The sequence below is a fragment of the Phycicoccus jejuensis genome (genome assembly GCF_044797865.1).
Taxonomy (GTDB): Bacteria; Actinomycetota; Actinomycetes; order Actinomycetales; family Dermatophilaceae; genus Phycicoccus; species Phycicoccus jejuensis.
This window is the reverse complement of sequence record NZ_CP085209.1, coordinates 1,191,670-1,217,112: the sequence shown is the minus strand read 5'-3', so window position 1 is coordinate 1,217,112 and position 25,443 is coordinate 1,191,670. Positions and strand designations below refer to the sequence as shown.

Below are 25,443 nucleotides of genomic sequence, written 5' to 3'. Positions count from 1 at the left end.
TCAACGGTAGGCAGGCGCCGGTGTCCGTGGCGGGTCCGACACGCGACGGGCGCGCGACCGTCGAACGAGCAGCGGGCGTCGGCCGGCGGGCTCAGCCGTCGAGGTCGCGCGAGATGCCGGGCAGCAGGGTCTCGCCCTCGCGCAGCCGGTCGAGCGCGACGGGGTTGACCTCCTCGATGTGCCGCAGGCTGCGCCGCCGGTAGCGGACGAGCTGCACGGCGCCGAGGCCCCAGAAGAGGAACTGCACGGACATCGCGATGCGGAAGTCGTCGAGCGTGTAGTCCTCCGGGCCGCCCGGCGCGAGGTGGTCGAGGACGACGCCGATGAGCGCGATGGCCAGCAGCGACGCGGTGAACCCACCGATGTTGACGACACCGGTCGCGCGGCCGAGCCGCGAGGACGGGTGGAAGGTCCGGGCGAGGTCGAAGCCCACCATCGAACCCGGGCCGCCGAAGGCGGTGACGACCGCCAGGACGTAGAGCAGCCACGTGGGCGCGGGCCCGGGCCAGAGCAGGACGACGGCCCAGGTCGTGGCGATGACGCCGACGATGCCGAGCACGAGCTGCGAGCGGCGGTAGGGCATCCGGGCGGTGAAGGCGGCGACGACCGGCCCGGCGGCCATCGCGGTGACCGTCATCGCGACGAGGACGAGGGAGGCGGCCGGCTGGGTCATCCCCTCGGCGACGAGGAAGGGGAAGCCCCAGAGCATCGTGAAGACCGTCGCGCCGAACTGCGACGAGAAGTGCACCCAGAGGCCGAGGCGCGTCCCGGGGTTGCCCCAGACCTCGGCGAGGGTCTTCGCGAGGGCGCGGACCTTGATCTTCTCGACGGCCTCGCCGCGGTAGGGCGAGTCCTTGACGACGGCGAGGAGCCCGACGGACAGGACCAGGCCGACGCCGCCGGCGGTCGCGAACGACCTCGTCCACCCGAAGGTGGCCAAGGCTGCGGCCAGCGGCGTGGCGGCGGCCACGGCCCCGAGCTGGCCGATCATGCCGGTCAGCTGGGTGACGAAGGGCGCCTGCTTGACCCGGAACCACACGGCGACGAGGCGCAGCAGGGACGTGAAGACCATCGCGTCGCCCGCGCCGAGCATGACGCGCGCGGCGACGCCGACCTCGAAGGTGCCGGCGACCGCGAACCACAGCTGGCCGCCGGACATGAGCAGCAGGCCGGTGAGCATGAGCTTCTTGGAGCCGAAGCGGTCCAGGAGCACGCCGACCGGGATCTGCATCGCCGCGTAGACCGCGAGCTGGACGACGGTGAACGTCGACAGCTGGGCGGCGGAGATGTGGAAGCGCTCGGCCGCGAGCAGGCCGGCGACGCCGAGCGAGGTGCGGTGGAAGACGGCGAGCACGTACACCGACAGGCCGACGACCCAGATCGCCCACGCCCGCCGCTTGCCGATCGTGTGCACCTGGCGCAGGACGGGGCGGGTCACCCACCGATTCTACGAGCGTCGGCGCCCCCTCCCGACCGCTCTCCCGGCCCGCGGAGAGCCCGCACGTGCGGGGTTGTCGCTGTCCGAACCCCCACCGGACCACGAAAAGCCCGCACGTGCGGGGTTGTCGCTGTCCGAACCCCCACCGGACCACGAAAAGCCCGCACGTGCGGGGTCAGCGCAGGGCGTCGGCCATCGAGCGCAGGAGGCGCAACGCCTCGGCCCGGTCGCCCTCGGTGAGGCCTCCGAGCATCGTCTGCTCGACCTCCCGGACGGCCGCGCTCGCCAGGGCGAGGCGCCGGCGCCCCAGCGGCGTGAGGGTCGCCGGCAGCGTCCTGCCGACCTCGGCCTCCTGCCGCCGCCTGACGTGCCCCAGCTCCTCGAGCGACTGCAGCAGGACGTGCATCGACTGCCGGGTGACGAACGTCCCGCGGGCGAGCTCGGAGCCGGACAGGCCCGGGCGCTGGGCGAGCAGCTCGAGCGTCGAGTAGTGGGTGACCGTCATCCCGAGCGGCCGCAGCGCCTGCTCCATCGCGGCGCGCAGGGCGCTCGAGGCCACCTTGAGCAGGTACCCGACCGAGGTGTCGAGGTCGACGCCGTCGCGCTCTGGACTCATGTCAGGAGTCTGACATACAGTGCGACGTGTCAGAAAACTGACACTCAACCGCAGGAGGAACCCATGCCCGTGACCGGCCCCGACTTCGTCTCGCTCCAGGTCCGCGACCTCGACGCCTCGCAGGCGTTCTACGAGACCTACCTCGGCCTCGTCCGCTCCCCCGCCGGTCCGCCGCACGCGGTCGTCTTCGAGACCCGGCCGATCGCCTTCGCGCTGCGCGACGTCGTGCCGGGCACCGACCTCGGGGCAGGCCAGCGCCCGGGCGTGGGCACCGCGGTGTGGCTGCACGCCACCGACGTCCAGGACATCCACGACGCGCTCGTCGCCGACGGTCACCCCGTCGTGGCCGCGCCCGTCGACGGGCCGTTCGGGCGCACCTTCACCTTCGCCGACCCGGACGGCTACCACGTGACGCTCCACGACCGCGCCTGACGACCGTCGCCCACCGACGACGCCGGGGGTGCTGCCGGATGCGACGGCAGCCGCGTGCGCATCCGGCAGGAACCGCGGCGGCGCCCGGCACCACGTCGCTCAACGGGGCAGGCGCTCCTCCGCCACCCCGTTGCCACCGTCGACGACGAGCAGCTGGCCGGTGACGTAGGCGGCGCCCGGGCTCGCGAGGAAGGCGACCGCCGCCGCGACCTCCTGCGCCGTCCCCGAGCGACCCGCGGGCACGAGATGGCCCTCGCGCTCCTCCGACGGGGTCTGCGACCCCGTGGCGATCCACCCCGGCGCGACCGCGTTGGCCGTCACGTCGTGCACCGCCTCGTCGACGGCCACGGCCCGCGCCAGGCCGACCACCCCGGCCTTGGCCGCGGCGTAGGCGACGTCCGAGCGCAGCGCCATGACCGGCCCGGCGGTCGACGACACCATGACGACGCGCCCCGCCCCGCTGCGGCGCAGGTGCGGCAGGGCGGCCCGCGTCACGAGGTACGCGGTGTCGAGGTTGCGCGCGATCGAGGCCGACCACCGGTCGGGCGGCGTCCCCTCGAGGTCGCCGCCGAGGTAGTCGCCGCCGGACGCGACCGAGACCATCCCCGCGTTGTTGACGAGGACGTCGAGCCCGCCGCCGAGCTCCAGCGCGCCCGCCACGGCTGTCGACGCCCCGTCCGGCGTCGTGAGGTCGGCCACGACCCAGGCCGCGTCGTGGCCCTCGGCCCGCAGCTCGGCGGCCCGCTCGTGCGCTCGGTCGGTGGTGGCCCCGACGACGACCCGGGCGCCGCACTCGGCCAGCAGGCGCGCGCAGGCCATCCCGATGCCGGTCGGCGAGCCGGCACCGGTGACGAGCGCCGTGCGCCCGGAGAGGTCGAACGCGGCGGGGAGGGAGGTGGCCACGCTCAGGCCAGCGCCGCGCCCATCGACTCCTCGAGGACGTCCATCGCCTCGTGGAGCAGGTCGTCGCCGATCGAGAGCGGCGGCAGGAAGCGGAACACGTTGCCGTAGGTGCCGCAGGTCAGCGTGACGACGCCGCGCTCGTGGCAGCCCTTGTTGACGGCGGCGGCGAGGGCGGCCGCGGGCTCCTTCGTCGCGGGGTCGGTGACGAGCTCCATCGCCATCATCGCGCCACGGCCACGGACGTCGCCGATCTCGGGGTGCTTCTCGGCGAGCGAGCCGAGCCGGTCGCCGAGGATCTTGCCGATGCTGCGCGCCCGGCCGGCGAGGTCGTCGACCTCCATCGACTCGATGCTCGCGAGCGCCGCCGCGCAGGCGACCGGGTTGCCCCCGTAGGTGCCGCCGAGGCCGCCGCCGTGGACGGCGTCCATGAGGTCGGCGCGGCCGGTGACCGCCGCGAGCGGCATGCCGCCGGCGATGCCCTTCGCGGTCGTGATGAGGTCCGGGACGACGCCCTCGTGGTCGCTGGCGAACCAGTCGCCGGTGCGGCAGAACCCGGACTGCACCTCGTCGGCGACGAAGACGATGCCGTGCTCGCGGCAGTACTCGGCCAGGCCGGGCAGGAAGCCCTCCGGCGGGACGATGAAGCCGCCCTCGCCCTGGATCGGCTCGATGACGACGGCGGCGGTGTTCTCCTCGCCGACCTGCGCGTGGATCATGTCGGTCACCGTGCGCAGCGCCTCCTCGGCGCAGCGCTCCGGGCCGCCGGCCCAGCGGTACGGGTAGGCCATCGGCACGCGGTAGACCTCGGGTGCGAACGGGCCGAAGCGGTGCTTGTAGGGCATGTTCTTCGCGGTCATGCCCATCGTCAGGTTGGTGCGACCGTGGTAGCCGTGCTCGAACACGACGACCGCCTGCCGGCCGGTGGCGTGCCGGGCGATCTTCACGGCGTTCTCGACGGCCTCGGCGCCGGAGTTGAACAGGGCCGAGCGCTTCTCGTGGTCGCCGGGGGTCAGCGCGTTGAGCTTCTCGCAGACCTCGAGGTAGGGCTGGTACGGCGTCACCATGAAGCAGGTGTGCGTGAACCGGGCGATCTGCTCGGTCACGGCGTCGACGACCCGCTGGTTGCCGTTGCCGACGGTCGTCACCGCGATGCCGGAGCCGAGGTCGATGAGCTGGTTGCCGTCGACGTCGCGGATGATGCCGCCCGCGCCGTCCGTCACGTAGACCGGCAGGCCGGTGCCGACGCCGGAGGCGACCGCGGCCGTCTTGCGCGCCTGGAGCTCCTGGGAGCGCGGGCCGGGGATGGCGGTCGCGAGGATCCGCTGCTGCTCGATCATGGCGGCATCCTAACCGCGCGAAATCGCTGCCGAAACCCGCGGAATCCGTCGTCCCACGGGGCGTGCGAGGGTCGGTTCCACGCCGGGAGCGTGACCGGGGCCGGGAGAGGGTAGGAACGACGAACCAGCGACGAAGGAGGCGGCCGTGCCCGCACGCAAGGACCCCGGACCCTCGGTCAAGGACCCCGAGCTCTACGAGAAGCTGCGGGACGAGGGCAACAGCAAGGAGAAGTCGGCGCGCATCGCCAACGCCGCCGCCAACACCTCGCGCTCCGCCGTGGGCCACAAGGGGGGCTCGTCCCCGGCCTACGAGGAGTGGACGAAGAAGGAGCTCCAGGAGCGCGCTCGGGAGCTCGAGGTCGAGGGCCGCTCGTCGATGTCCAAGGACGAGCTGATCGAGGCGCTGCGCGACCACTGAGCGTCGGCCCGTCGCTCCACGACCGACGAATAAGATTCCCCCACAACGGAAGACGCCCGGGAGCTGCGTGCAGGGGGTTCGCAGCTCCCGGACGCCGGTCCGAGGTCCGGAGCGCCTCTCGGCCGACCGGACCCGAGTACTGTACCTGACGTCCGGAGCGTCCGACGACGCGCGGGGGGTAGGGTCCCGCAGCACGACGACCGCACGGAGGGAGACGCGATGAGGCTGCTCCTCGTCGAGGACGAGAAACCCCTGGCCGCGGCGCTGGGCGACGCCCTGCGCGAGGCCGGCTGGGTCGTCGACCATGCCGAGGACGGCATGGAGGGGCTGCGGCTCGGCCTCTCCAGCCAGTACGACGCCCTCGTCCTCGACATCATGCTGCCGGGGATGAACGGGTACGACGTCCTCAAGCACCTGCGCCACCAGAAGGTGTGGACGCCCGTGCTCATGCTCACCGCCAAGGACGGCGAGTTCGACCAGACCGACGCCTTCGAGCTCGGCGCCGACGACTACGTCACCAAGCCCTTCAGCACCCCCGTCCTCCTCGCCCGGCTGCAGGCCCTGGCCCGGCGCGGCGCGCCCGAGCGGCCGGTCGCCCTCCAGGCGGGTCCGCTCAGCCTCGACCCCACGACCCGGCGGGTGACCCGCGAGGGGCAGGAGATCCAGCTGACCGCCCGCGAGTACGCGCTCCTGCACCACCTGATGCGCAAGGTCGGGCTCGTCCAGAGCAAGGCCGAGATCCTCGAGAACGTCTGGGACTCCGACTACCCGGGCGCCGACAACGTCGTCGAGGTCTACATCGGCTACCTGCGCCGGAAGATCGACGCGCCCTTCGACACCAAGGTCATCGAGACCGTGCGCGGCCTCGGCTACCGGCTCAACCCGACGGAGCCTGCACCGGGAGTTTGACCGCGAAGCGGCACCATCCCTCGGGGCTCTCGGTGGCCTCGACCGTGCCGTCGTGCGCCGCCACGATCTCGGCGACGATGGCCAGACCGAGGCCGGTGCCGCCCGTGCCACGGGTGCGCGAGTCGTCGAGGCGCACGAAGCGGTTGAAGACGCGGTCGCGGTCGGCCGGCTCGATGGGCGGGCCGTCGTTGTCGACGGTCAGCACGGCGGCCTCCCCGTCGTGGCCGAGCCGGACGCGGACGACCTCGTTGCGGTGCCGCTCGGCGTTCTCGAGGAGGTTGCGCACGACCCGCCCGAGCCGCGCGGGGTCGCCCTCGAGGCGCACCGGCTCGACGGCGACCGAGACGGGCATCCCTCGCGCCCGCAGCGCCCCGGTCTCGGCGAGGACGACGTCGTCGAGGTCGATCTCGGCCCGGTGCAGGACCATCGCGTGCTCGTCGGCGGAGGCGAGGGTCAGCAGGTCCTCGACGAGGACGGCCAGGCGGTCGACCTCGGCGGACGCGCGGGCCGCGGTCGCCTGCCGGTCGGTGCTCGGCCGCTCCTCGGCGAGCCGGTCGAGGAGCACCCGGATCGTCGCGAGCGGGCTGCGCAGCTCGTGGCCGGCGTCGGCGACGAACGCCCGGCGCGAGGCGTCGGCGGTGTGCATCCGCTCGAGGAGGTGGTTCATCGTCTCGGCGAGGCGGGCGAGCTCGTCGCGCCCTGCGGGCACCTCGAGGGCCGGGCCGGGGGCCGGTGGCGCGCCCGAGGCGGCGACGGCCTCGACCTGGTCGCGCATCCGCTCGACGGGGCGCAGGGCCTGGCCGACCGCGAAGGTGGTCACGGCGCCGAGGAGGGCGATGAGCCCGACGGCGCCGATGAACGCGAACTCGGTCGACTGCCCGAGCGCGGTCGTCTCGACACGGGTCGGCACCCCGACGAGCAGCGTGTAGTGCTCGTTCTCGGGCGAGGCGGCGTCGGCGGTGGCCACGACCCACGCGCCCTCGGGCAGCCCGGTGACGTCGCTGACCTTCTCGACGCGCACGGAGTCGCCCTCTGGCTCGACCCGGAGCAGCGGCGTCGTGGGGGCGCCGCCCGTCGCGGCGACGACCTCGCGGGTGCGCGGGTCGACGACCTGGACGACGCGGTTGCCGTCGAGGACGGCGTGCGTGCCGATGAGGTCGCTCACGCCGTGCACCGCGAGGTCGGCGCGCAGCTCGACCACCTCGGCGCGCGCGACGTCCCGGGCGGAGGCCTCGAGCACCTGCCCGAGCGAGAGGTAGACGATGCCGGCGAGCGCGGCGCTGATGAGCAGGACGACCGGCATCGTCAGGGCGAGGATGCGGCTCCTCAGGCCGAGCCGGACGCGCATGCGGCGAGTCTAGGCGGGCGCGCCGACGCCCCGCCCGGCCGGAGCGGCGGCCCGACCCACCCGCCTCTCAGGAAGCGCCGCACCGGGCAGGATGGCGCCGTGAGCGCTCCCTCCCGCACCCTCGTCCTGCGCAGCGACCGGCTGGCCCTCGAGGTCCTCACCGCCGGGGCCGCCGTGCGCCGGCTGACCCTCGACGACGGCGGCCCGGTCGACCTCGTCCTCGGCCACCACGACCCCGGCACCTACGTCGCGGACGGCGGCTACCTCGGCGCGACCGTCGGCCGCTTCACCAACCGGCTCGGCGGCGGCCGCGTCGTCGTCGACGGCACCGAGCACCGCGTCCCGCCGAACGACGGCGCCAACGCGCTGCACGGCGGGCCCGAGGGCTGGGACCGGCGCACCTGGGAGGTCCTCGAGGAGGCGCCGGACCGGGTCGTGCTCGGGCTGGTCAGCCCGGACGGCGACCAGGGGCTGCCCGGCGAGGTGACCGCGCGGGTCACGTACGAGGTCGCCGGCGACGAGGTGCGGCTGCACCACCACGCGACGACGACGGCCGCCACCTACCTGGGGATGACCAACCACGCCTACTTCGCGCTCGACGACGCCCCGGACGTCCTCGACCACCGCCTCGAGGTCGACGCGTCGTCCTTCACCCCGGTCGGCCCGGACCTGCTGCCGACCGGCGAGGTGCTGCCGGTCGACGGCACCCCGTTCGACCTGCGGCAGGCGCGACGCATCGGTGACGTCCTGGCCCTCGACGACGAGCAGCTCGTGCGCGGCGGCGGCCTCGACCACAACCTCGTCGTCGACGGGGCCGGGATGCGGCGGGCCGCCCGGCTCGTCGGGGCGAGCGGCCGGTGGGTCGAGGTGCACACCGACCGCCCGGCGGTGCAGGTCTACACCGGGGCGCACTTCGACGGGTCGCTGACCGGCCTCGACGGCCGTCCGCTGCGCCGGTCCGCCGGTGTGGCGCTCGAGACGCAGGGCTTCCCGGACGCGCCGCACCATCCGGCCTTCCCCGACGCGACCCTGCGCCCCGGCGAGGTGTTCGAGGCCCGCACCACCTGGCGCGTCGGCCGCTCCTGACGAGGCGACCAGCGCCCCCGTCGGGGTCGGGGGCGGAAGCGGCTGCCTGCGCTACCGCCGGCGCACTCGACCCGCGCGCCTGTCCGGGGCGAGTGCGGAAGCGGCCGCCCCGGCGACCACTTCCGCACTCGACCCGAGGAGGGTCAGGGGAAGACGGTACGGACCGCGGCCATGTCGTCGGCGCCGTGCCCGGCTCCCGACGCCTGCGCGAAGAGCTCGTGCAGGACGTGGAGCAGCTCGGTCGGGAAGCCGGCCGCCGCGCCCGCCGAGACCATGAGGCCGAGGTCCTTGACGACCCCGTCGACCTCGAACGAGGGCGTCCAGTCCTCCGCGAGCATCGCCCCGCCCTTGACCTTCGCGTAGGGAGCGAAGACCGGGCCGCCGTCGATGGCCTCGAGGAACAGCGCGGGGTCGACCCCGAGCGCGCCGGCGAGGGCCAGCGACTGCGCCGTTCCCGCCGTCAGCAGTGCCACCCACGCGTTGCACGCGAGCTTGAGCGCGCTCGCCGCCCCGACCTCGTCACCGGCCACGACCGACCGCAACCCGATGGCCTCGAGCACCGGAGCCACCCTCTGCCGCAACGCCTCCGGGCCCGAGAGCAGCACGACCAGCGCGCCCTCCTCGGCCGGCTTGCGCGTCCCGAGGACCGGAGCGTCGAGCACCCGCCCGTCACCGACCTCGGCCACCCGCGCGGCCCCCTCGACGCCGACGGTGCCGCACTGCAGCCAGACGGCGTCCTCGCGCAGGTGCGCGACGACCTCCCGGCCGACCTCGACGGTCGCGTCCGCGTCGAAGAGCATCGTCACGACGACGTCGGCGTCGTCCGCGGCCTCGGCCACCGAGCCGGCCACCGTCGCGCCGCCGGCGGCGAGCGGCTCGGCGCGCTCCGCCGTGCGGTTCCAGGCCACGACCTCGTGCCCCTCGCGCAGCAGGCTGCGGACCATCCCGCTGCCCATGATCCCCGTCCCCAGCACCGCGACCCGCACGTCGTTCCTCCATCGTCCGTGGCGGCGCCGACCGGTCGGTGGCGCCGCCTCCCACCCTGCCACCGCGCACCCCTCCCGCGGCCGGGGAGGGACCGGCCGCGGGAGGGGGCGTCGGGGGGCGCGGTCCGGCGCGCCCTCCCGATCAGGGGTGGACGAGGATCTTGACGTTCTCCTCCTTGTTGTCGACGAGCTGCCGGAAGCCCTGCTCGACGATGTCGCCGAGGTCGATCCGCCCGGTGATGAACTGGTACGGGTCGACCTTGCCGGCGCGGACCATGGCGATGGTCGCCGGGTGGTCGTCGCAGTAGGCGAGGCTGCCGAGGACGTCGACCTCGCGGAAGACGAGGTCGTTCATCGCCACCGACGCCTCGTGGCCCCAGATCGCGACGTTGACGCAGCGGCCGCCGGCGCGGGTCGAGCGGATGGCCGTCGCGAGCACCTGGTCGAGGCCGGCGCACTCGAAGGACACGTCGGCGCCGCGGCCGTCCGTGATCTCCATGACCGCCTCGACGACGTCGGCGTCCCGCGGGTCGACGACGTGGTCGGCCCCGGCGACGAGCGCCTTCTCCTTGCGGGCCCGCGCCGGCTCCACGACGAGCACCTCCTCGACGCCGACCGCCTTGAGGCAGGCCGTCGTCACGAGGCCGATCGGCCCGGCGCCGAACACGAGCGCGGAGTGCTGCGGCTGCGCGCCCGAGAGCCGCACCGCGTGGTAGGCGACGGCGAGCGGCTCGATGAGCGCGCCCACGTCCGTCCCGAGCTCCCCGAGCGGATGGACCCAGCGGCGCTCGGCGACGACGAACTGGCTGAAGCCACCGCCGTAGCCCGAGAGGCCGACGAAACCCAGTGTCGCGCAGACGTTGTAGCGACCCTGCCGGCACGCGTCGCACCGCCCGCAGATGATGTACGGCTCGACGACGACCCGGTCGCCGACCGCGAGGTCGGTCACGCCCTCGCCGAGCTCGGCGACGACGCCGGCGAACTCGTGGCCGAGGGTGATCGGGGCGGACTCACCGGTCAGCGGGTGCGGCGCCTCGACCGTCGGCGCGAAGATCGGGCCGTCGAGGTACTCGTGCAGGTCGGTGCCGCAGATGCCGCACCACTCGACCTCGACCTTGACCGTGCCCGGCCGGGTCGCCGGCTCGGGGACGTCGTCGACGCGGATGTCGCCGCGGGCGTGGAAGCGGGCGGCCCTCATGACGTGTGGTTCACCTCCTGCAGCCGGTACACGGGGGTGTCGAGGCCCTCGAAGCGCGCCTTGAGCTGCAGCGCCAGGAACTGCGAGTAGTGGCGCGACTGGTGGAGGTTGCCGCCGTGCATCCACAGGTTCGGCACCTGCGTCGGCTTCCACATGTTGCGCTGCTCGCCCTCCCAGGGCCCGGGGTCCTTCGTCGTGTCCGAGCCGAGGCCCCAGCACTTGCCGAGCCGGTCGGCCGTCTCCTGGTCGATGAGGTCGGCGACCCAGCCGTTCATCGAGTTGTAGCCGGTGGCGAACACGACGAGGTCGGCGGGCAGCTCGGTGCCGTCGTCGAGCACGACCGCGTCCTCGGTGAGGCGTACGACCTGCCCGTGGGCGAGCTTGACCTCGCCGTCGGCCACGAGCTCCGCGGCGCCGACGTCGATGTAGTAGCCGGACCCGCGTCGCAGGTACTTCATGAAGAGGCCGGAGCCGTCGTCACCCCAGTCGAGCCAGAAGCCGGCCTTCTCGAGGCGGTCGTAGAAGTCCTTGTCGACCTCGGCCATCTTCTCGTAGGCGGGGATCTGGAACTCGTGGAGGATCCGGTAGGGCAGCGACGCGAAGATCATGTCGGCCTTCTCGGTCGTCACCCCCGCCGCGAGCGCCCGCTCGGAGTAGAGGTCACCGAGGCCGTACTCCATGAGGCTGTCGGACTTGACGATGTGCGTCGAGCTGCGCTGCACCATCGTGACGTCGGCGTCGTTCTCCCACAGGGCCCCACAGATGTCGAAGGCGCTGTTGTTGCTGCCGATGACGACCGCCTTCTTGCCGCGGTAGGCGTCCGGGCCGGGGTGCCGCGAGGAGTGGTGCACGTCGCCGCGGAAGACGTCCATCCCCTCGACCTCGGGCATCCGCGCCTTGCCGCTCATGCCCGTCGCGAAGACGAGGTGCGTCGGGCGCAGCGTCAGCGGCTGCCCCTCCTTCTCGACCTCGACGACCCACTCGCCGGTCTCGCCGTTCCACGTCGCGCTCTTGGCCTCGGTGCTCGACCAGTACGGCACCTCCATGACCTTGACGTACGCCTCGAGCCAGTCGCCGATCTTGTCCTTCGGGGCGAAGACCGGCCAGTTGTCGGGGAACTTGACGTACGGCAGGTGGTCGTACCAGACCGGGTCGTGGAGGCAGAGCGACTTGTAGCGCCCGCGCCACTGGTCGCCCGGCCGCGGGTGCTTGTCGAGGACGAGGCTCGGGACGCCGAGCTGGCGCAGCCGCGCCCCGAGGGCGATGCCGCCCTGGCCGCCGCCGACGACGAGCACGTAGGGCTGCGTCGTCGAGCCGAGCGACTCGGCCTCCTGCTGGCGCTGCTCCTTCCACGTCGTGCGCGAGCGGTCGGCCCCGTGCTCGGCGCCGCGGACCCGTCGGGTGCCGCGCGGCTCCTCGAAGCCTTTGAGCTCGTCGAGCGTCGTGAGGAAGGTCCAGGCGCGGTCCTCGCCGTCCTCCTCGACGAGGCGCACGAGGCCGCTCCCCCGCCCGGTCGAGGTCTCGAAGGTGAACCACGCGGTGACGACGCCGCCGTCCTCGGTCGCGGGCTCGCTCGTCGCGAAGCCCGAGGCCGCGGTGCGCTCGGCGTTGTGGGCGAGCAGGTCGCGCACGCCGTCGCGGTCCTCGACCGTCGTGAGGTTCCACGTGAACGACACGAGGTCGCGCCAGAAGCTGCGCGTCGCGAACATCCCGGCGGCGCGGTCGAGGTCGCCCGCGGTGAGGGCCTGCTCGAAGCCGGAGAGCCACGCGTCGGCCCGGGCCGGCGCGCTCCCCTCCTCGGTCGTGGTGCGCTCCAGGGTGTCGGTCATGGGGGCTCCTGTCGTCCGCCGCACGTCCTCGTCGACGCGCGCTGATGGGGCACAGGACAGCAAGCGGACGGCCGCCGCGGGAAGCGTTGCAGCGCGTTGCATCCCCACCCGGTTCGACGGGGCGCGTGTCGGCGCGGAGGGCTAGCCTGTGGCCATCGCCCGGCGGCGCCGCCGGGGGGTGAGGAGCCGACGATGACGTCGTACCGCGCCGGGAGCGCCGTGGCCCCGGGCACCGACCTCGGGCAGCACGCCCGCGCGCTGCGCCGCGTCCACGACGCGGTGATGGGCGGCTCGGCCCCGGTCGCGCCGGTCCGGCCGGTCGTCTCCCGCTCCTGGCGCCGCACGCTCGGCTTCGGGCTCGACCCGACGCACGCCAACGCCCGCGACCCGCTGCCGCTCGGCGAGGTCGAGCGCCGCCGCCGGGCCTCCCCGCTGCGGCTCGTCGTCGACGAGATCCGGGCCGTGCTGACGTCGGTCGCGGACGCGTCGCGGTTCATCGTCGTCGTCACCGACGCCGACGGCATCATCCTCTGGCGCGAGGGGTCGCCCGGGGTGCTGCGCACCGCCGACACCCTCGGCTTCTCGGAGGGCGCCGTCTGGACCGAGGACCACGTCGGCACCAACGCCATCGGCACCGCCCTCGCCGAGCAGGCGCCGGTGCAGCTGTTCTCGGCCGAGCACTTCGAGGAGGGGCAGCACCCCTGGTACTGCACCGCCTCCCCCGTCCACGACCCCCGCACCGGCGCGATGCTCGGCGTCGTCGACGTGTCGGGCCCGGCGCTCACCCTCCACCCCGCGCTCATCGCCCTCGTCGACACCGCGACGAAGCTCGCCGAGGCCCGGCTGTGGCGCCACCACGAGCAGTCGCTCCAGCGCCTGCGCCGCTCGGCCGAGCACGTGCTCGCGACGACGCACGGCCCGGTCCTCCTCGTCGACGACGACGGCTGGGTCGCGCACCACAGCGGCGTCCTCGTCCGCGACCGGATCGCGGCCCCCCGCGAGAACCTGCCCCTCACCGTGCCGGGGCTCGGGCTGTGCCTGCCGGAGCGGCTCGGCGAGGGCTGGCTCGTGCGGCCCGACGCGCAGGCGGCCGTCCTGGTGGCGACGCTGCGCACCGTCGGCGGCGAGGCGCTGCTCGAGGTGAGCGGCGGGGACGACGGCGGCTGGCGGGCCGCGCTCACGCCGCGGCACGCGGCCATCGTCCGGCTGCTCGCCGCGGCCGGTCCCGACGGGCTGACGGCCGCGGCCCTCAGCCGCTCGCTGTTCGGTGACGAGGAGCACCAGGTGACCGTGCGCGCCGAGGTCAGCCGGCTGCGGCGGGTCGTCGGGGCCATCGTCGCGGCGGCGCCCTACCGGGTCGCCGAGGGCGTCCACCTCACCTGCGACCCCCGCTGACCCTCCTCCTCACCGCACTTCTTGCGAGTTGAGCCGCTCGACGCGCCGTCCGGCGGCGGGTCGGGCGGCGGAACTCGCAAGAAGTCGGGACGAGCGACGGGTCAGGAGGAGGGGCCGAAGCGCTCCGTGCGGATGGCGCCCGAGTCGTGGCCCTGGTCGATGAGGATGCCCACCGCCGCCTCGACGAACCCCGACGGGCCGCAGACGTAGACGACCGGCGGCGCCGGGAACGCGTCGACCGCCGGCAGGTCCTGCGGCCGCAGCCGCCCCGGCTCCCGCGCGTCGTCGGGCAGCCCGCCGCGCGTGTAGAGCCGGTCGACCCGTAGGCCCGGCGAGGTGCGGGCGAGCGCGAAGAGCTCGTTCGTGTAGATGACGTGGTCCGGCGTGCGCGCCGAGTAGACGAGGTGGAAGGGTTGGACGGCCCCGACGCGCGAGCGGTGCCTGACCATCGCCATGAGGGGCACGACCCCGCTGCCGCCGGCGACGAGCAGCACCGGCTCCGGCATCTGCTCGTCCCACCGGAACCAGCCGCCGATCGGGCCGCGCACCTCGAGCTCGTCGCCCTCCCGGGCCTCCCCGACGAGCCACGGCGACACCTCGCCCTCGGTGACGAGCTGCACGGTGAGCACGAGCCGGCCCGCCTCGGGCGCCGACGCGACGGAGTAGGTGCGGGTGGCGGTGTAACCGTCGTCGGCGGTGAGCCGGACGTCGACATGCTGACCGGCGTGGTGCCCCGGCCAGCCGGGGACGTCGAGGACGACGGTGCGGGCGGTACGGGTCTCGAGCCATGCGTCCTCGACGCGGGCGCGGTACCAAGGCATGGGCAGCGGCGGGGAGGACCACGCGACGGTCATCGGGGCCCCGGCCTCAGTCGCCGACGTAGCGCTGCTCGCGCCACGGGTCGCCGTACTCGTGGTAGCCGAGCTGCTCCCAGAACCCGGGCCGGTCCTGCGCGAGGAGCTGCAGGCCGCTCACCCACTTCGCCGACTTCCAGAAGTACAGGTGCGGGACGAGCAGCCGCGCCGGGCCACCGTGCTCCGGTGCGAGAGAAGCGCCCTCGTACTCCGTCGCGATCCAGGCGCGTCCGCCCCGCAGGTCGGCGAGCGGCAGGTTCGTCGTGTACCCGCCGTGCGCGTGGACGAGCACGTGCGTCGCGCCCTGCGTGCCGACGCCGGCCGCCGCCAGCAAGGCCTCCACGTCGACCCCGCGCCACGAGGTGTCGAGCTTGCTCCACTTGGTCACGCAGTGGATGTCGGTGCGCACGTCCTCGACGGGGAGGCGGTGCAGGTCGGCCCACGACAGGATGCCGCTGCTGCCGTCCACGCCCTCCACCCGGAGCGTCCAGTCCTCGCGCCGGACGACCGGGGTCGGTCCCGCCGAGAGCACCGGGAAGTCGCGCTCGAGGTACTGGCCGGGAGGGATGCGCGGGTCGCCGCCGGAGCGCCGGCCGACGAAGCCACGGGTGACGATGTCCACGGCCCCATCGTCGCAGCCCGGGTGACGCACCAGACACTGTGACCCCCGAGACGTCCGGCCGCCGTCCGGCCCTGCCCTTCCTAGGCTCGGAGCAGGAGCCCCGGGTTCCGCCGCGGGGCCGGTCGAGAGGCAGGACTGCCATGGCTCGGACGATCGTGGTGACGGGGGCGGCATCGGGGATCGGGCAGGCGCTCGCGGCGCTGCTGACCCGTCGCGGCGAGCACGTCGTCGCGGTCGACGTCACGTCCGGCGACGTCGTGGCCGACCTCTCGACCCGCCGGGGCCGTGACGACGCGGTCGAGGGCGTGCTCGACGAGACCGGCGGCCGCATCGACGCCGTCGTCGCCAACGCCGGTCTCGCGCTGCCGGTCCGCGAGACGGTGGCGGTCAACCACTTCGGCGCGGTCGACCTCCTGACCGGTCTTCGTCCGGCGCTGGCCGCCTCCTCCCGCGCCCCTCGCGCGGTCGTCACGTCGTCGATGGCCACGCTGCTGCCGGTGCACGTACCGCTCGTCGAGGCCTGCCTGGCCGGCGACGAGGACCGCGCGCTCGCGCTCGCCGCGGAGCTGGAGGCGGCCGGGCCACAGGCCGCCGCGACCATCTACCCCTCGAGCAAGCGGGCGCTCTCGCGCTGGGTCCGGCGGGTCGCACCGCTGCCGGCGTGGGCCGGGGCCGGCATCCCCCTCAACGCGGTCGCCCCGGGCGTGGTCCGCACCCCGATGACCGCGGCGATGACGGCGACGGCCGACGGGCGCGCCGCCCTCGACGCCGTGGTGCCCATGCCGCTGGGCGGGTACCTCGAGGCCGGGCAGGTCGCCGCGCTGCTCGCCTGGCTCGTCTCCGCGGAGAACACGCACGTCTGCGGGCAAACCGTCCACGTCGACGGCGGCTCGGACGTGCTCCTGCGCGGTGACGACGTGTGGTCGTGGCACGACGCGGACCCCGGGACCCTGTCCCCGAGGACCGGCGTCGCGACGACGCACGTCGGTCGCGACCTGAGCCGGGCCCCTGCCCCCGTCTCCGTCCGACCTGCGGGGGGCCCGGGACACCACCGCCCCGGGGCCGGGTCGCCTGACCGAACCCTGACCGACTCCGGGTGTTCGCCTGACCTGCGGCCCACCGGGCTGCCCCTAGCGTGGGCGCGCCGGTGGACGACGGGGTCCGCCGGCGTCGCGGTGACCACCACCGGGTCATCCCCTCGACGCGGCGGGTGGGTGCCAAGCCACCGGGGCCTCGGCACCCACCCGTCGTGCTGTTCCTGAGCGCCCGCTGACCTCGCGATTTGGGGCGGCGGGCGGCCTCGTGGCTATCGTGGCTGGGTTGTCCACCCCCGGACGGAGAGACCCGTGACCTGCCCCGAGTGCGGCGCCGCGGTACACCCCGCGGACCGATTCTGCTCCCTCTGCGGCACGACGCTGCCGCGAGACCACACCATGCCGACGACCCCGCCGGCCGACGACGCGACGACCACCGAGCTGCCCGTGACGGCGGCCCGTCCGACCCCGGATGCGCCCGCCGGGGCGCCGGTCCCGGCCGCGGCCACCGTGCCGTCGGCCCCCACGGCGGCGCCGGTCGCCGAGCCCGACGACGCCTTCCTGCTCGGCGGGCGCGCGTCCGAGGAGCCCCCGGCCGACCGGCGCACGGGCTGCCTCGGGATGGTGGCCCTGGCCCTCGTCGGCCTGCTCATGCTCGCCGGGATGCTCTGGTTCTTCGGCAGTGACGGCGACGAGGACTCCAGCGTCGCCGCCCCCTCGGTGTCGAGCTCCGCGTCGGCCTCCGACGAGGCCCCCTCCCCCGAGGAGACCGCGTCCGACGCCCCCTCGGACGGTCCGACGCCCACGCAGCGGGCCTCGACGGCCAAGGAGTGCGGCACCGTCGACGGCGCGACCGCGTGGAGCGGCAACGAGGTGACGTCGTGCGACTTCGCCACCGAGACCGCGCAGGCGCTCATGGCGTCGTCGGCCGACCTGCCGGCCACCGTCACGGCCCGCTCGCCGGTGACCGGCCGCGACTACGAGATGCGCTGCGAGAACACGACCCCCGTCGTCTGCCGCGGCGGCACCGACGCCCTCGTCTACGTCGACGTCCCGAACTGACGTCGACGGGATCACCGCACCCCCTCCACCCTCTCCTCACCCGGGCCCGGACGACCCCGGGCTAGGGTGAGGCGGGTGGAGCCGGTCGTACGCACCGAGCGCCTCACCAAGGACTACGGTGCGGTGCTCGCGCTCGACGCCCTCACCCTCGACATCGGCCCCGGCACGACCGGGCTGGTCGGCGCGAACGGCGCGGGCAAGTCGACCTTCCTCAAGATCCTCCTCGGCCTCGTCCCCGCGACCGGCGGCCGCGCCGAGGTGCTCGGCCACGACGTCGCCACGGAGGGGGCGCAGGTCCGGGCCGCGGTCGGCTACCTCCCCGAGCACGACTGCCTCCCCCCGGACGTCAGCGCCAGCGACTTCGTCGTCCACCTCGGGATGATGTCGGGGCTGCCGCGCGTCGCCGCCCGCGAGCGCGCGGCCGAGGTGCTGCGCCACGTCGGCCTCGCCGAGGAGCGCTACCGCCCGATGGGTGGCTACTCCACCGGCATGAAGCAGAAGGCGAAGCTCGCCCAGGCGCTCGTCCACGACCCTCGTCTCGTGCTGCTCGACGAGCCGACGAACGGTCTCGACCCCGCCGCCCGCGACGAGATGCTCGGTCTCGTCCGCCGGATCGGCCACGACTTCGGGATCGCCGTCATCGTCACCTCCCACCTCCTCGGCGAGCTCGAGCGGGTCAGCGACCACGTCGTGGTCCTCGATGGCGGCACCCTGCTGCGCGCCTCGCGGACCGACGAGTTCCTCGACGCCACCGGCGCCCTCCTCGTCGAGGTGCTCGGTGACGACGCGCAGACGCGGATGGCCGACGCCCTCGCCGCGGCCGGCGTGCCGGTGGTCCGGCGCGGGTCGCTGCTCTCGGTCGACGCCGCCGACCGGGGACCTCGGGACGTGCGCGACGTCGTCCGCGACACCGCCGCCGAGCTCGGGCTCGGGCTCGTGCGGATGCAGGCCGACCACCGCCACCTCGAGGACGTCTTCGCCGACCCGTCGGACGCCGCCGTGCACGACGAGCCCGGGGTGCCCCGTGGCTGAGCCGACGAGCCCCCGCGGCACCGACGACGCCGGCCGCAGCGTCATCCACGACCTCGGCTACCGGCCCTACACCGGGCCACGCCTCGGCAGCACGGCCATCGCGCGCTCGCTCGTGCTCACCGGCTTCCGCAACGCGTTCGGCCTCGGGCGCTCGGGCCGCTCGAAGGTGCTGCCCTTCCTCCTGCTCGGGCTCAACCTGCTGCCCGCGCTCATCGTCGCGGGGATCATGGCCTTCGTCGGCCTGGACCGGCTGCCCATCGGGTACGCGCAGTACGCGTCGACGACGCAGGTGCTGCTCGGCGTCTTCGTCGCGTCGCAGGCGCCGGTGCTGTTCTCGCGCGACCTGCGGCACGGCACGATCGCGCTCTACCTCGCCCGGCCGCTGCCCTCGGCCGCGTACGCGGTCGCGCGCTGGCTCTCGCTCCTGCTCGCCACCCTCGTCTTCCTCGTCCTGCCGGTCGTCATCCTCTACGCCGCGGCCCTGCTCACCGAGCTCGACGTCTCGGACCAGACCCGCGAGGCCGGGGTCGCGCTCGGGCTCGCGGTGCTCCTCGCGCTGTCGCTGGCCGGTGTCGGCGGGATCATCGCGTCGTGGTCGACGCGGCGCGGGTTCGCGGTCGTCGCGACGATCGCCTTCCTCGTCATCGCCAACGGGGTGGTGACGGCGGTCCAGGGCATCGCCGACGGCGAGGGCAGCACCCGCGTCGCCGAGGTCGCCGGGCTGTTCTCCCCGTACTCGCTCTACCGCGGGCTGATGGGCGCGTGGACCGACGCCGACACCCTCGCCCCACCGACCGGGGCGGGGATGGTGGCCGCGTACGTCGTCGTCCTCGTCGGCCTCTCGGCCGCCTGCGCCGGCGCCCTCGTCGCGCGCTACCGCCGGGAGGCGAGCGCATGAGCACGCTCGTCCTGGACCAGGTCTCGCGCTGGTACGGCAACGTCGTCGCCGTCAACGGCATCTCGATGAGCGTCGGTCCCGGCATCACCGGGCTGCTCGGGCCGAACGGCGCCGGCAAGACGACCCTCATCGCCCTCATGTCGGGCTTCCTCGCGCCGTCGGCCGGCACGGTGACGCTCGACGGCACGTCCGTGTGGCGCACGACCGACGTCTACCGGCACCTCGGGCTCGTCCCCGAGCGCGAGGTGAGCTTCGGCTACCTCACCGGCCGGCGTTTCGTCCTCGCCAACGCCGAGCTGCACGGCCTGCCCGACCCCGGCGCCGCCACCGAGCGGGCCCTCGAGGTCGTCGACATGGTCGAGCCCGCGGCCCGGCGCATCGGCACCTACTCGAAGGGGATGCGCCAGCGGGTCAAGCTCGCCTCCGCCCTCGTCCACAACCCGTCGGTGCTCCTCCTCGACGAGCCGTTCAACGGCGTCGACCCGCGCCAGCGCCTCCACCTCATGGCGCTGCTGCGCCGGATGGGCGCCGAGGGACGCACGGTCCTGTTCAGCTCGCACATCCTCGAGGAGGTCGAGCAGGTCGCCCGGCAGATCGAGGTCGTCGTCTCCGGGCGGCACGCGGCGTCCGGCGAGTTCGGCGAGATCCGCCGGCTGATGACCGACCGCCCGGTGCAGTACGTCGTCTCGGCCGACGACGACCGTCGCCTCGCCGCCTGCCTCATCGCGGAGCCGTCGGTCGTCGCGGTGGCGCTGCGCCCGGACGGCGGGGTGTCGGTGTCGGTGGCGGACTTCGGCGCGTTCGCGCTGCGCCTGCCCGCCGTGACGCGCGAGCAGGGGCTGCGGCTGCTCGAGCTCGCCCCCACCGACGACTCGCTCGAGAGCGTGTTCTCGTACCTGGTGGAGGGATGACCCGGTGAACCGCACGCTCTTCGCCCTCTCCGCGCAGGCCGTCGTCGGCCGGCGGCGTGGTGTCGTGCTGCTCCTGCTGCCGCTGGCGCTCGTCGGCCTCGCGGTCGTCGTCCGCCTGCTCACCTCGGACGCCGTGGGCGTCGAGGCCACGGTGGGTCTCGGGTACACGCTCGCGCTGCCGCTCGTCGCGCTGCTGGCCGCCACCGCCGTGCTGGGCCCGGAGGTCGACGACGGCTCCATCGTCTACCTGCTCGCCAAGCCGGTGAGCCGGCACACCATCGCGCGCAGCAAGTTCGCCGCCGCCTGGCTGACGACGACGGCCCTCGGCGCCCTCCCGCTCGCCGTCGCCTCCCTCGTCCTCGACTCCGCGCACCCGGGGCGCGCCCTCGCCCTCGGCGCGGCCGGGGTGGTGGCGGGCACGGTGTACACGGCGCTCTTCCTGGGCCTCGCCGCGCTGACCCGCCACGCCGTCGTCGTCGGGCTGCTCTACACGCTCTTCTGGGAGGGCGTCATCGGCTCGGTGCTCAGCGGCGTCAAGTGGCTGTCGGTCGGCGCGTGGGGCCGCGAGGTCGGGCACGCGGTCGACGACCTCGTCGACGCGGGCGGCACGGGGCTCGGGTACGCCGTCGTCGCGGCCCTCGTCGTGAGCGTCGGGTCGGTGTGGTTCGCCGGTGACCGCCTGCGCTCGTTCACCCTCCGCGGCGACGAGTAGCGCTCCGGCCCAGGCCGTCGCGTCGTCCGGGCAGCGCCCTACTCGATGACCTCGGAGCGCGCCGGCGTCGTGGGCTCCGGGACGTCCTCGTGCTCCTCGGTGAAGGGCGAGACGACGTAGGGGTTGCCGGCCATCAGCTCGGTGACGACCGAGTCGACCCAGGGGCCGGGCATCCCGACGACGCCGACGGCGGTCAGCCGCTCGACGAGCCGGTCGGCGACGAGGGTGGGGTCCTCGTGGGGCCCTTCCTCCGCGAGCCGGTCGACGACCTTCTGCACGGCGAGGTCGTGCTCACGACGTTCGGCCAGACGGTCGGCATCGGCATCCATCGGGTGGTTCCTCTCGGTCGGCAACCCCCCGAACCTACGTCTGCGCCCGGCACCCCAACCGCACTGCGCCGCACCGATCCCCCGGCCGTCGAAGGCTGTCCCGGTCGTTCTCCCCGCGATCTGCGCGGATCCCGGTGCGGTCGCACCCGGATCCGCGCGGATCGCACGGACGAGAGCCGGCTGACGGTGCCGGGCCCCCGCGTCGGCCTCCGCCTCAGCCGAGGAGGACGAGGGAGTAGCCGCCGGTCTCCTGTCGCTCGGGGTCGGTGTGCGCCAGCTGCAGCAGGTGCGCAGCCGGTCCGCCCTCGGCGAGCGCCCCCGCCAGCCCGCCTGCCGTGAGGTCTCCGACGTCCCAGAGGCGCACGAGACCCTCGAGCAGGGCGTCACCGGGCTCGCCGTCGACGAGCACCCCGATGCGCTCGGCGTGCTCGGGCGCGAGCTCCTGCGCGAGTCCCGCGACGTCCACCGCGACGGGGTCGCGGCGGCCCCGGCGCGGCTTCCCGCCGTCGCGGCCGACGAGCCCGAGCTCGGTCGCCAGCGCGACGACCCGCTCGCTGTCGGCGAGGAGCCAGCCGCCGCGGGTGCGCAGCATCGTCGCGAGGTGCTGCCCGGTCGGCGTGGCGACCCCGTGGCGCAGCGCCTTCGGGGACGGCGGGAGCAGCCGCTCGGGCACCCCGAGCCCGGTCTCCGTGTCGCCGAGCACGCCGCGTACCAGCGGCCCCACCGTGGCCCCGCCGTGCACCAGCTCGAGCGTACCGGTGACGCGCGAGCCCAGTATCCACAGCAGCTGCTTGGCGTCGTCGCTGCCGGCGAGGATCGTCAGGTTGCGCTGCCCGACGTGCCGGTCGGCGTTGGCGTCCAGCACACCCGACCACGGGTCGAGGGGGCACGACACGGACGCCAGGAGGCACTCGTGGCCGGTCAGCGTCTCGGGGATGTCCCAGGTGCGGTCCAGCTCGACGACCGCGACGGCGCCGGGGCGGGTGCGGTCGTCGAGGCCGACCATCGCACCCCCGATGAGCTGCGGCTGGTAGGCCGGCCCGGTCGCGCCCCCGAAGAAGCCGGGGTCGACGAACCAGGCGCGCACGTGGACCCCGACCGCCGGCAGCAGCCCGAGGTTCCAGACCCGGACGAACACCCGGTAGCGGCGCCCGGCGGTCGGGCTGCCGACGAGCTGCGTCGGGTCGAAGGGGCCGGTGGCGGCGGCGTCCATGAGGAGGATGTCCGGGGACTGCCAGCACGGGACGGGCGGCCAGACCGGCCGCGCCCCGCGGTCGCCGGGGCTCGCCGCGCGGACGAGGAGGTAGGGGTAGACGTCCTCGCGCCGGGGCCGGTGCTCGCGCCCGATCTCGGCCGCGAGCTCGCCGGCCTCTCGGGCGAGGTGGTCCGAGGGGGTCCAGCCGTCGGCGAGGTCGCCGCTCGGCCGCGTCGTCGCGCCGACCGGACCGGCGGGGTCGGCGCCCCGCTGGGCGGCGTCCTCCTTCTCGGTGAGGACCGGGTGCTGCTCGTCGTCCCGGCCGTCGCGTCGCGGGCCGGTGGGGGTGGTGGTCATCTCATCGCTCCTCGCCGAGGTGGCGCTGCCACTCGAGGTCGGTCACGGGCTCGTGCTCGGACGGCTTCCCGCAGCGCCGGGGCCCGGCGCCGGGGAGGTAGTGCACGTCGAGGTCGTGCGTCTCGACGTACCAGCGGCCCGGGTGCGTCGGGCAGTCGTGGTCGGCGTGGAAGAGCTGCGGCGACGTGCACGGCATCCGGTAGCCGTAGTCCTCACTGCCGACCGGCGTGATGTCGGGCACGCAGGGCACCGTCGAGCGGTTCCAGTCCCAGCAGTGCCAGGCGTAGCCGCGGTCGGAGTCGAGGTTGAAGTCGGGCACCGAGAGCTCCGGCTTGCCGCTCTCGGCGGCCATCCGGCCGACGAGGTAGAGGCCGTAGTCGACCGGCCCACCGAGGTGCTCGTCCTGCGGGAGCCGGACGTCGAGCACGGCGGCCGTCTCCTCCGGGCTCGACGCCGCCTCGAGGTCCGCCCGGGCCCCGTCGTCCCCGGTGAGGCCGGAGAGCAGGACGGTCGAGTCGGAGCCGACGACGTAGGGGCCGACGTGCGTGGCCGGACCCTCCTGCGCCACACCGGCGCCCGCCTGGTTGCGCAGCGGGTAGCGCCACGGCGCTACCCACTCCGAGGGCTTGAGCTCGTCGCCGGGGGCGTCCGCCGCGTACCGCAGCGGCGAGGTGAGCCCGAGGGCGCCGGCGAGGTCGGGCCGGCCGATCGCGGACGGGAGGTCGCGCACGATGCCGCGCGGGTAGGCGTGGTCGAGCGCGTGCGCCGAGTGCGAGGTCAGCCGGCCCGACGGCTCGGTGACCGGCGGCGGCGCGGTCGGCAGGCCGAACGGCGCGTCGAGGGCGGAGGCGACGTCGTACGTCCCCTGACGCCCGAGCGTCGTCAGGCCCGTGTTGACCTCGGCGGGCTTGGGCATCGCGAAGCCGGACATCACGAGGGCCCGCCGGGCGAGCAGGTAGAGGTTCCAGGCCGGGACGATGACCGCCCAGTAGACGACCTCGCGCGCCGGGAACGTCGTGACGTCGACGATGAGGCTCGGCAGGATCGTCGCCAGCCAGAGCACCACCTGCGCGAGGTACACCGCCCACGCGAACAGGGCGAGCAGGAGGTCGAGCAGGCTGAAGGAGTCGTCGTCGTCCACGTCGGCGCCACGGCTCGGGTCGTCGTCGATGCCGGAGCCCCCGCCGCCGGGCGGCGTGGGGAACGAGTGGTCGGTGAAGACCGACGGGGGCGGCGGCAGGCGAAGGCTGATGGCGTCGCTGCCGGTCATCTTGAGGTAGCGGTAGACGATCTCCCACATCTGGTTCATCGCGGCCTCGTTGGGGCGCCCGTCGGGCTGCCCGGTGCCGGGGTCGGTCGCCGAGAAGGGCGGGTCCTGCAGGAGGATGTGCGGGCCGTCGGCGCCGTAGACCTCGTGCATCGCATCGAGGAGGCCCTCGACGAGGTGGCCCGGCAACGGCCCGCTGTCGAGGTCGAAGAAGGCGCGCCGGGCGGCGGTGGCCGTCGGTCCGTCGCCGTCGTCGTACGCGGGCAGGCCGGCCCAGTGGTCGTAGGCGGGGGCGTCGTCGCGACCGTCGTAGGGCGCGTCGTCGCGGTGGCGGAAGGCGACGCGGAAGTGCAGCGCCGACGTGCCGTACTCGCCGTAGAGCGGGCCGGGGTGGCGGGCGTCGTAGTTCTCGGAGTCCATGTGGTTCTCGACGAGGTGGTGGCGCTGCCAGTGGTCGCGGTAGGGCCCGCCGGACTTCGCGTTCGTGAAGGGGTGGCCGGTGACGTCGGTGGCGCAGTGGGACATCCAGCCGACGGCGAAGGCGATTCGCGCCTGCGCGTCCTTGCGCTCGTCGTCGGTGGTCGCGGCCGCGAGCGCCGCCTGCGCCTGCGAGAAGAGGACGAACGGGAACTGGTAGGTCCGCCGGTAGTGGAACATGTCCGACCAGTAGAAGGCGTCGTCGCCGTAGCCCTGCGGCACACCGGAGGTCAGGACGCCGAACCAGTCACCCATCTCCGCGAGCAGCCCCTTGAAGGCGGACATGATCGCCGACGTCAGCTCGTCGAGCACCTGGGCCAGCTGCGTCGACAGCCCGCCGGTCAGCTGCGACGCGAGCTGCGCGTTGTTCGTCGAGATCGGGTCGATCCACTTCTCCCACTTCGCGACGAACTCCGCGTCGACGACCTCCCACACGTCGAGAGCCCACTGCACGACCTGCCGGATGACCTGGCCGGTCGTGTCCTTGAAGTCGGGCAGCAGGTAGAAGAGGTCGGGGCCGAGGGCGCCGAGCGCGAGGTAGTTGCGCCAGGTGTGGCAGTGCTCGCCGATGACCCTCGCCTCCGGCTCGCTGACCGCGAACCCGGGTGGGACGGTGCCGTCCCGCAGCAGCCGGGCGGTGTCGTGCGCCGCCTCGAGGTGTACGTACCAACCGGGCATGTCCGCTCCTTCCCACCGACGACGGGTGCCGTCGGCGGGAGGAGCGGCGGACCGCCCTCGGTGATACGTCGGGGCTGACCCGGGTCTGGGCGGAGAGGCACCCGCGCCGCTACGGTCGGA

Annotated in this window: 24 protein-coding genes; 11 read left to right on the top strand and 13 right to left on the bottom strand. The window is 74.3% G+C overall.

The features are described 5' to 3' along the window. Positions 1 to 91: 91 nt before the first annotated feature. Together LG324_RS05810 and LG324_RS05805 are read right to left on the bottom strand one after the other, a co-directional pair. A complete protein-coding gene (locus LG324_RS05810) occupies positions 92 to 1,438 on the bottom strand; it encodes a nitrate/nitrite transporter (protein WP_404352456.1) in 1,347 nt (448 codons plus the stop codon). Positions 1,439 to 1,613: 175 nt separating this feature from the next. Further along, the gene (locus LG324_RS05805) at positions 1,614 to 2,054 is read right to left on the bottom strand and encodes a MarR family winged helix-turn-helix transcriptional regulator (protein ID WP_404352455.1); all 441 of its coding nucleotides are present in this window, start codon (positions 2,052 to 2,054) and stop codon (positions 1,614 to 1,616) included. A 63-nt stretch (positions 2,055 to 2,117) separates the two neighbouring features. On the opposite strand from LG324_RS05805, the gene LG324_RS05800 reads away from it, so the two are divergent. Then, positions 2,118 to 2,486, top strand: a complete 369-nt coding sequence (locus LG324_RS05800; RefSeq protein WP_030528607.1) for a VOC family protein — start codon at positions 2,118 to 2,120, stop codon at positions 2,484 to 2,486. 99 nt (positions 2,487 to 2,585) lie between these two features. Here the strand turns inward: LG324_RS05800 and LG324_RS05795 are convergent, their stop codons facing one another. Both LG324_RS05795 and gabT read right to left on the bottom strand, forming a co-directional pair. Beyond that, the gene (locus LG324_RS05795; RefSeq protein WP_404352454.1) at positions 2,586 to 3,389 is read right to left on the bottom strand and encodes an SDR family NAD(P)-dependent oxidoreductase; all 804 of its coding nucleotides are present in this window, start codon (positions 3,387 to 3,389) and stop codon (positions 2,586 to 2,588) included. 2 nt (positions 3,390 to 3,391) lie between these two features. After that, on the bottom strand, positions 3,392 to 4,726 hold the full coding sequence (gene gabT / locus LG324_RS05790) for a 4-aminobutyrate--2-oxoglutarate transaminase (protein WP_207024276.1): 1,335 nt from the start codon (positions 4,724 to 4,726) through the stop codon (positions 3,392 to 3,394). Positions 4,727 to 4,871: 145 nt separating this feature from the next. Between gabT and LG324_RS05785 the strand changes: the two genes are divergently transcribed. Together LG324_RS05785 and LG324_RS05780 are read left to right on the top strand one after the other, a co-directional pair. After that, on the top strand, positions 4,872 to 5,144 hold the full coding sequence (locus LG324_RS05785) for a Rho termination factor N-terminal domain-containing protein (RefSeq protein ID WP_030528604.1): 273 nt from the start codon (positions 4,872 to 4,874) through the stop codon (positions 5,142 to 5,144). Positions 5,145 to 5,363: 219 nt separating this feature from the next. Further along, positions 5,364 to 6,053 (top strand): response regulator transcription factor, encoded by a 690-nt coding sequence (locus tag LG324_RS05780; protein WP_404352453.1) that lies wholly within the window; start codon positions 5,364 to 5,366, stop codon positions 6,051 to 6,053. Here LG324_RS05780 and LG324_RS05775 read toward each other — a convergent pair. Next, on the bottom strand, positions 6,022 to 7,401 hold the full coding sequence (locus LG324_RS05775) for a sensor histidine kinase (protein ID WP_404352451.1): 1,380 nt from the start codon (positions 7,399 to 7,401) through the stop codon (positions 6,022 to 6,024). The two genes, LG324_RS05780 and LG324_RS05775, sit on opposite strands and share 32 nt — an antisense overlap. A 99-nt stretch (positions 7,402 to 7,500) precedes the next feature. Between LG324_RS05775 and LG324_RS05770 the strand changes: the two genes are divergently transcribed. Then, on the top strand, positions 7,501 to 8,487 hold the full coding sequence (locus LG324_RS05770) for an aldose epimerase family protein (protein WP_404352450.1): 987 nt from the start codon (positions 7,501 to 7,503) through the stop codon (positions 8,485 to 8,487). A 143-nt stretch (positions 8,488 to 8,630) separates the two neighbouring features. Here the strand turns inward: LG324_RS05770 and LG324_RS05765 are convergent, their stop codons facing one another. The 3 genes from LG324_RS05765 to LG324_RS05755 all read right to left on the bottom strand — a co-directional run bounded on the left by LG324_RS05765 (position 8,631) and on the right by LG324_RS05755 (position 12,500). Beyond that, positions 8,631 to 9,473, bottom strand: coding sequence for an NAD(P)-dependent oxidoreductase (locus tag LG324_RS05765; RefSeq protein WP_404352449.1), 843 nt, complete (start codon positions 9,471 to 9,473; stop codon positions 8,631 to 8,633). 142 nt (positions 9,474 to 9,615) lie between these two features. Beyond that, positions 9,616 to 10,671, bottom strand: coding sequence for a 2,3-butanediol dehydrogenase (locus tag LG324_RS05760; protein ID WP_404352447.1), 1,056 nt, complete (start codon positions 10,669 to 10,671; stop codon positions 9,616 to 9,618). Next, entirely contained in the window at positions 10,668 to 12,500 is a 1,833-nt protein-coding gene (locus LG324_RS05755; protein ID WP_404352446.1) for a flavin-containing monooxygenase, read from the bottom strand. Before LG324_RS05755 ends, LG324_RS05760 begins: the two co-directional genes overlap by 4 nt. A gap of 192 nt (positions 12,501 to 12,692) precedes the next feature. Between LG324_RS05755 and LG324_RS05750 the strand changes: the two genes are divergently transcribed. Next, positions 12,693 to 13,895: a GAF domain-containing protein gene (locus LG324_RS05750; RefSeq protein WP_030528598.1), complete on the top strand. Its 1,203-nt coding sequence runs from the start codon at positions 12,693 to 12,695 to the stop codon at positions 13,893 to 13,895. A gap of 101 nt (positions 13,896 to 13,996) precedes the next feature. Here LG324_RS05750 and LG324_RS05745 read toward each other — a convergent pair whose 3' ends face one another. Then, positions 13,997 to 14,749 (bottom strand): ferredoxin reductase, encoded by a 753-nt coding sequence (locus tag LG324_RS05745; protein WP_404352445.1) that lies wholly within the window; start codon positions 14,747 to 14,749, stop codon positions 13,997 to 13,999. Between the two features lie 13 nt (positions 14,750 to 14,762). After that, positions 14,763 to 15,371 (bottom strand): sulfite oxidase-like oxidoreductase, encoded by a 609-nt coding sequence (locus tag LG324_RS05740; protein WP_404352444.1) that lies wholly within the window; start codon positions 15,369 to 15,371, stop codon positions 14,763 to 14,765. Between the two features lie 140 nt (positions 15,372 to 15,511). On the opposite strand from LG324_RS05740, the gene LG324_RS05735 reads away from it, so the two are divergent. From LG324_RS05735 to LG324_RS05710, 6 genes are all read left to right on the top strand, one after another. Further along, positions 15,512 to 16,633, top strand: a complete 1,122-nt coding sequence (locus LG324_RS05735; protein ID WP_404352443.1) for an SDR family oxidoreductase — start codon at positions 15,512 to 15,514, stop codon at positions 16,631 to 16,633. Positions 16,634 to 16,804: 171 nt separating this feature from the next. Beyond that, positions 16,805 to 17,467 (top strand): hypothetical protein, encoded by a 663-nt coding sequence (locus LG324_RS05730; protein ID WP_404352442.1) that lies wholly within the window; start codon positions 16,805 to 16,807, stop codon positions 17,465 to 17,467. Between the two features lie 66 nt (positions 17,468 to 17,533). Continuing rightward, the gene (locus tag LG324_RS05725; protein WP_036830014.1) at positions 17,534 to 18,499 is read left to right on the top strand and encodes an ABC transporter ATP-binding protein; all 966 of its coding nucleotides are present in this window, start codon (positions 17,534 to 17,536) and stop codon (positions 18,497 to 18,499) included. Beyond that, positions 18,492 to 19,397 (top strand): hypothetical protein, encoded by a 906-nt coding sequence (locus LG324_RS05720; RefSeq protein WP_404352441.1) that lies wholly within the window; start codon positions 18,492 to 18,494, stop codon positions 19,395 to 19,397. Before LG324_RS05725 ends, LG324_RS05720 begins: the two co-directional genes overlap by 8 nt. Beyond that, on the top strand, positions 19,394 to 20,308 hold the full coding sequence (locus LG324_RS05715) for an ABC transporter ATP-binding protein (protein ID WP_404352439.1): 915 nt from the start codon (positions 19,394 to 19,396) through the stop codon (positions 20,306 to 20,308). Before LG324_RS05720 ends, LG324_RS05715 begins: the two co-directional genes overlap by 4 nt. A gap of 4 nt (positions 20,309 to 20,312) precedes the next feature. Further along, positions 20,313 to 21,020, top strand: coding sequence for an ABC transporter permease subunit (locus tag LG324_RS05710; RefSeq protein ID WP_030528590.1), 708 nt, complete (start codon positions 20,313 to 20,315; stop codon positions 21,018 to 21,020). 38 nt (positions 21,021 to 21,058) lie between these two features. Here the strand turns inward: LG324_RS05710 and LG324_RS05705 are convergent, their stop codons facing one another. The 3 genes from LG324_RS05705 to LG324_RS05695 form a co-directional block, all read right to left on the bottom strand. After that, a complete protein-coding gene (locus tag LG324_RS05705) occupies positions 21,059 to 21,349 on the bottom strand; it encodes a hypothetical protein (RefSeq protein WP_404352438.1) in 291 nt (96 codons plus the stop codon). A gap of 214 nt (positions 21,350 to 21,563) precedes the next feature. Beyond that, the gene (locus LG324_RS05700; protein WP_404352436.1) at positions 21,564 to 22,901 is read right to left on the bottom strand and encodes a hypothetical protein; all 1,338 of its coding nucleotides are present in this window, start codon (positions 22,899 to 22,901) and stop codon (positions 21,564 to 21,566) included. A gap of 1 nt (position 22,902) precedes the next feature. Next, positions 22,903 to 25,323, bottom strand: coding sequence for a zinc dependent phospholipase C family protein (locus LG324_RS05695; protein ID WP_404352435.1), 2,421 nt, complete (start codon positions 25,321 to 25,323; stop codon positions 22,903 to 22,905). Positions 25,324 to 25,443: the final 120 nt, after the last annotated feature.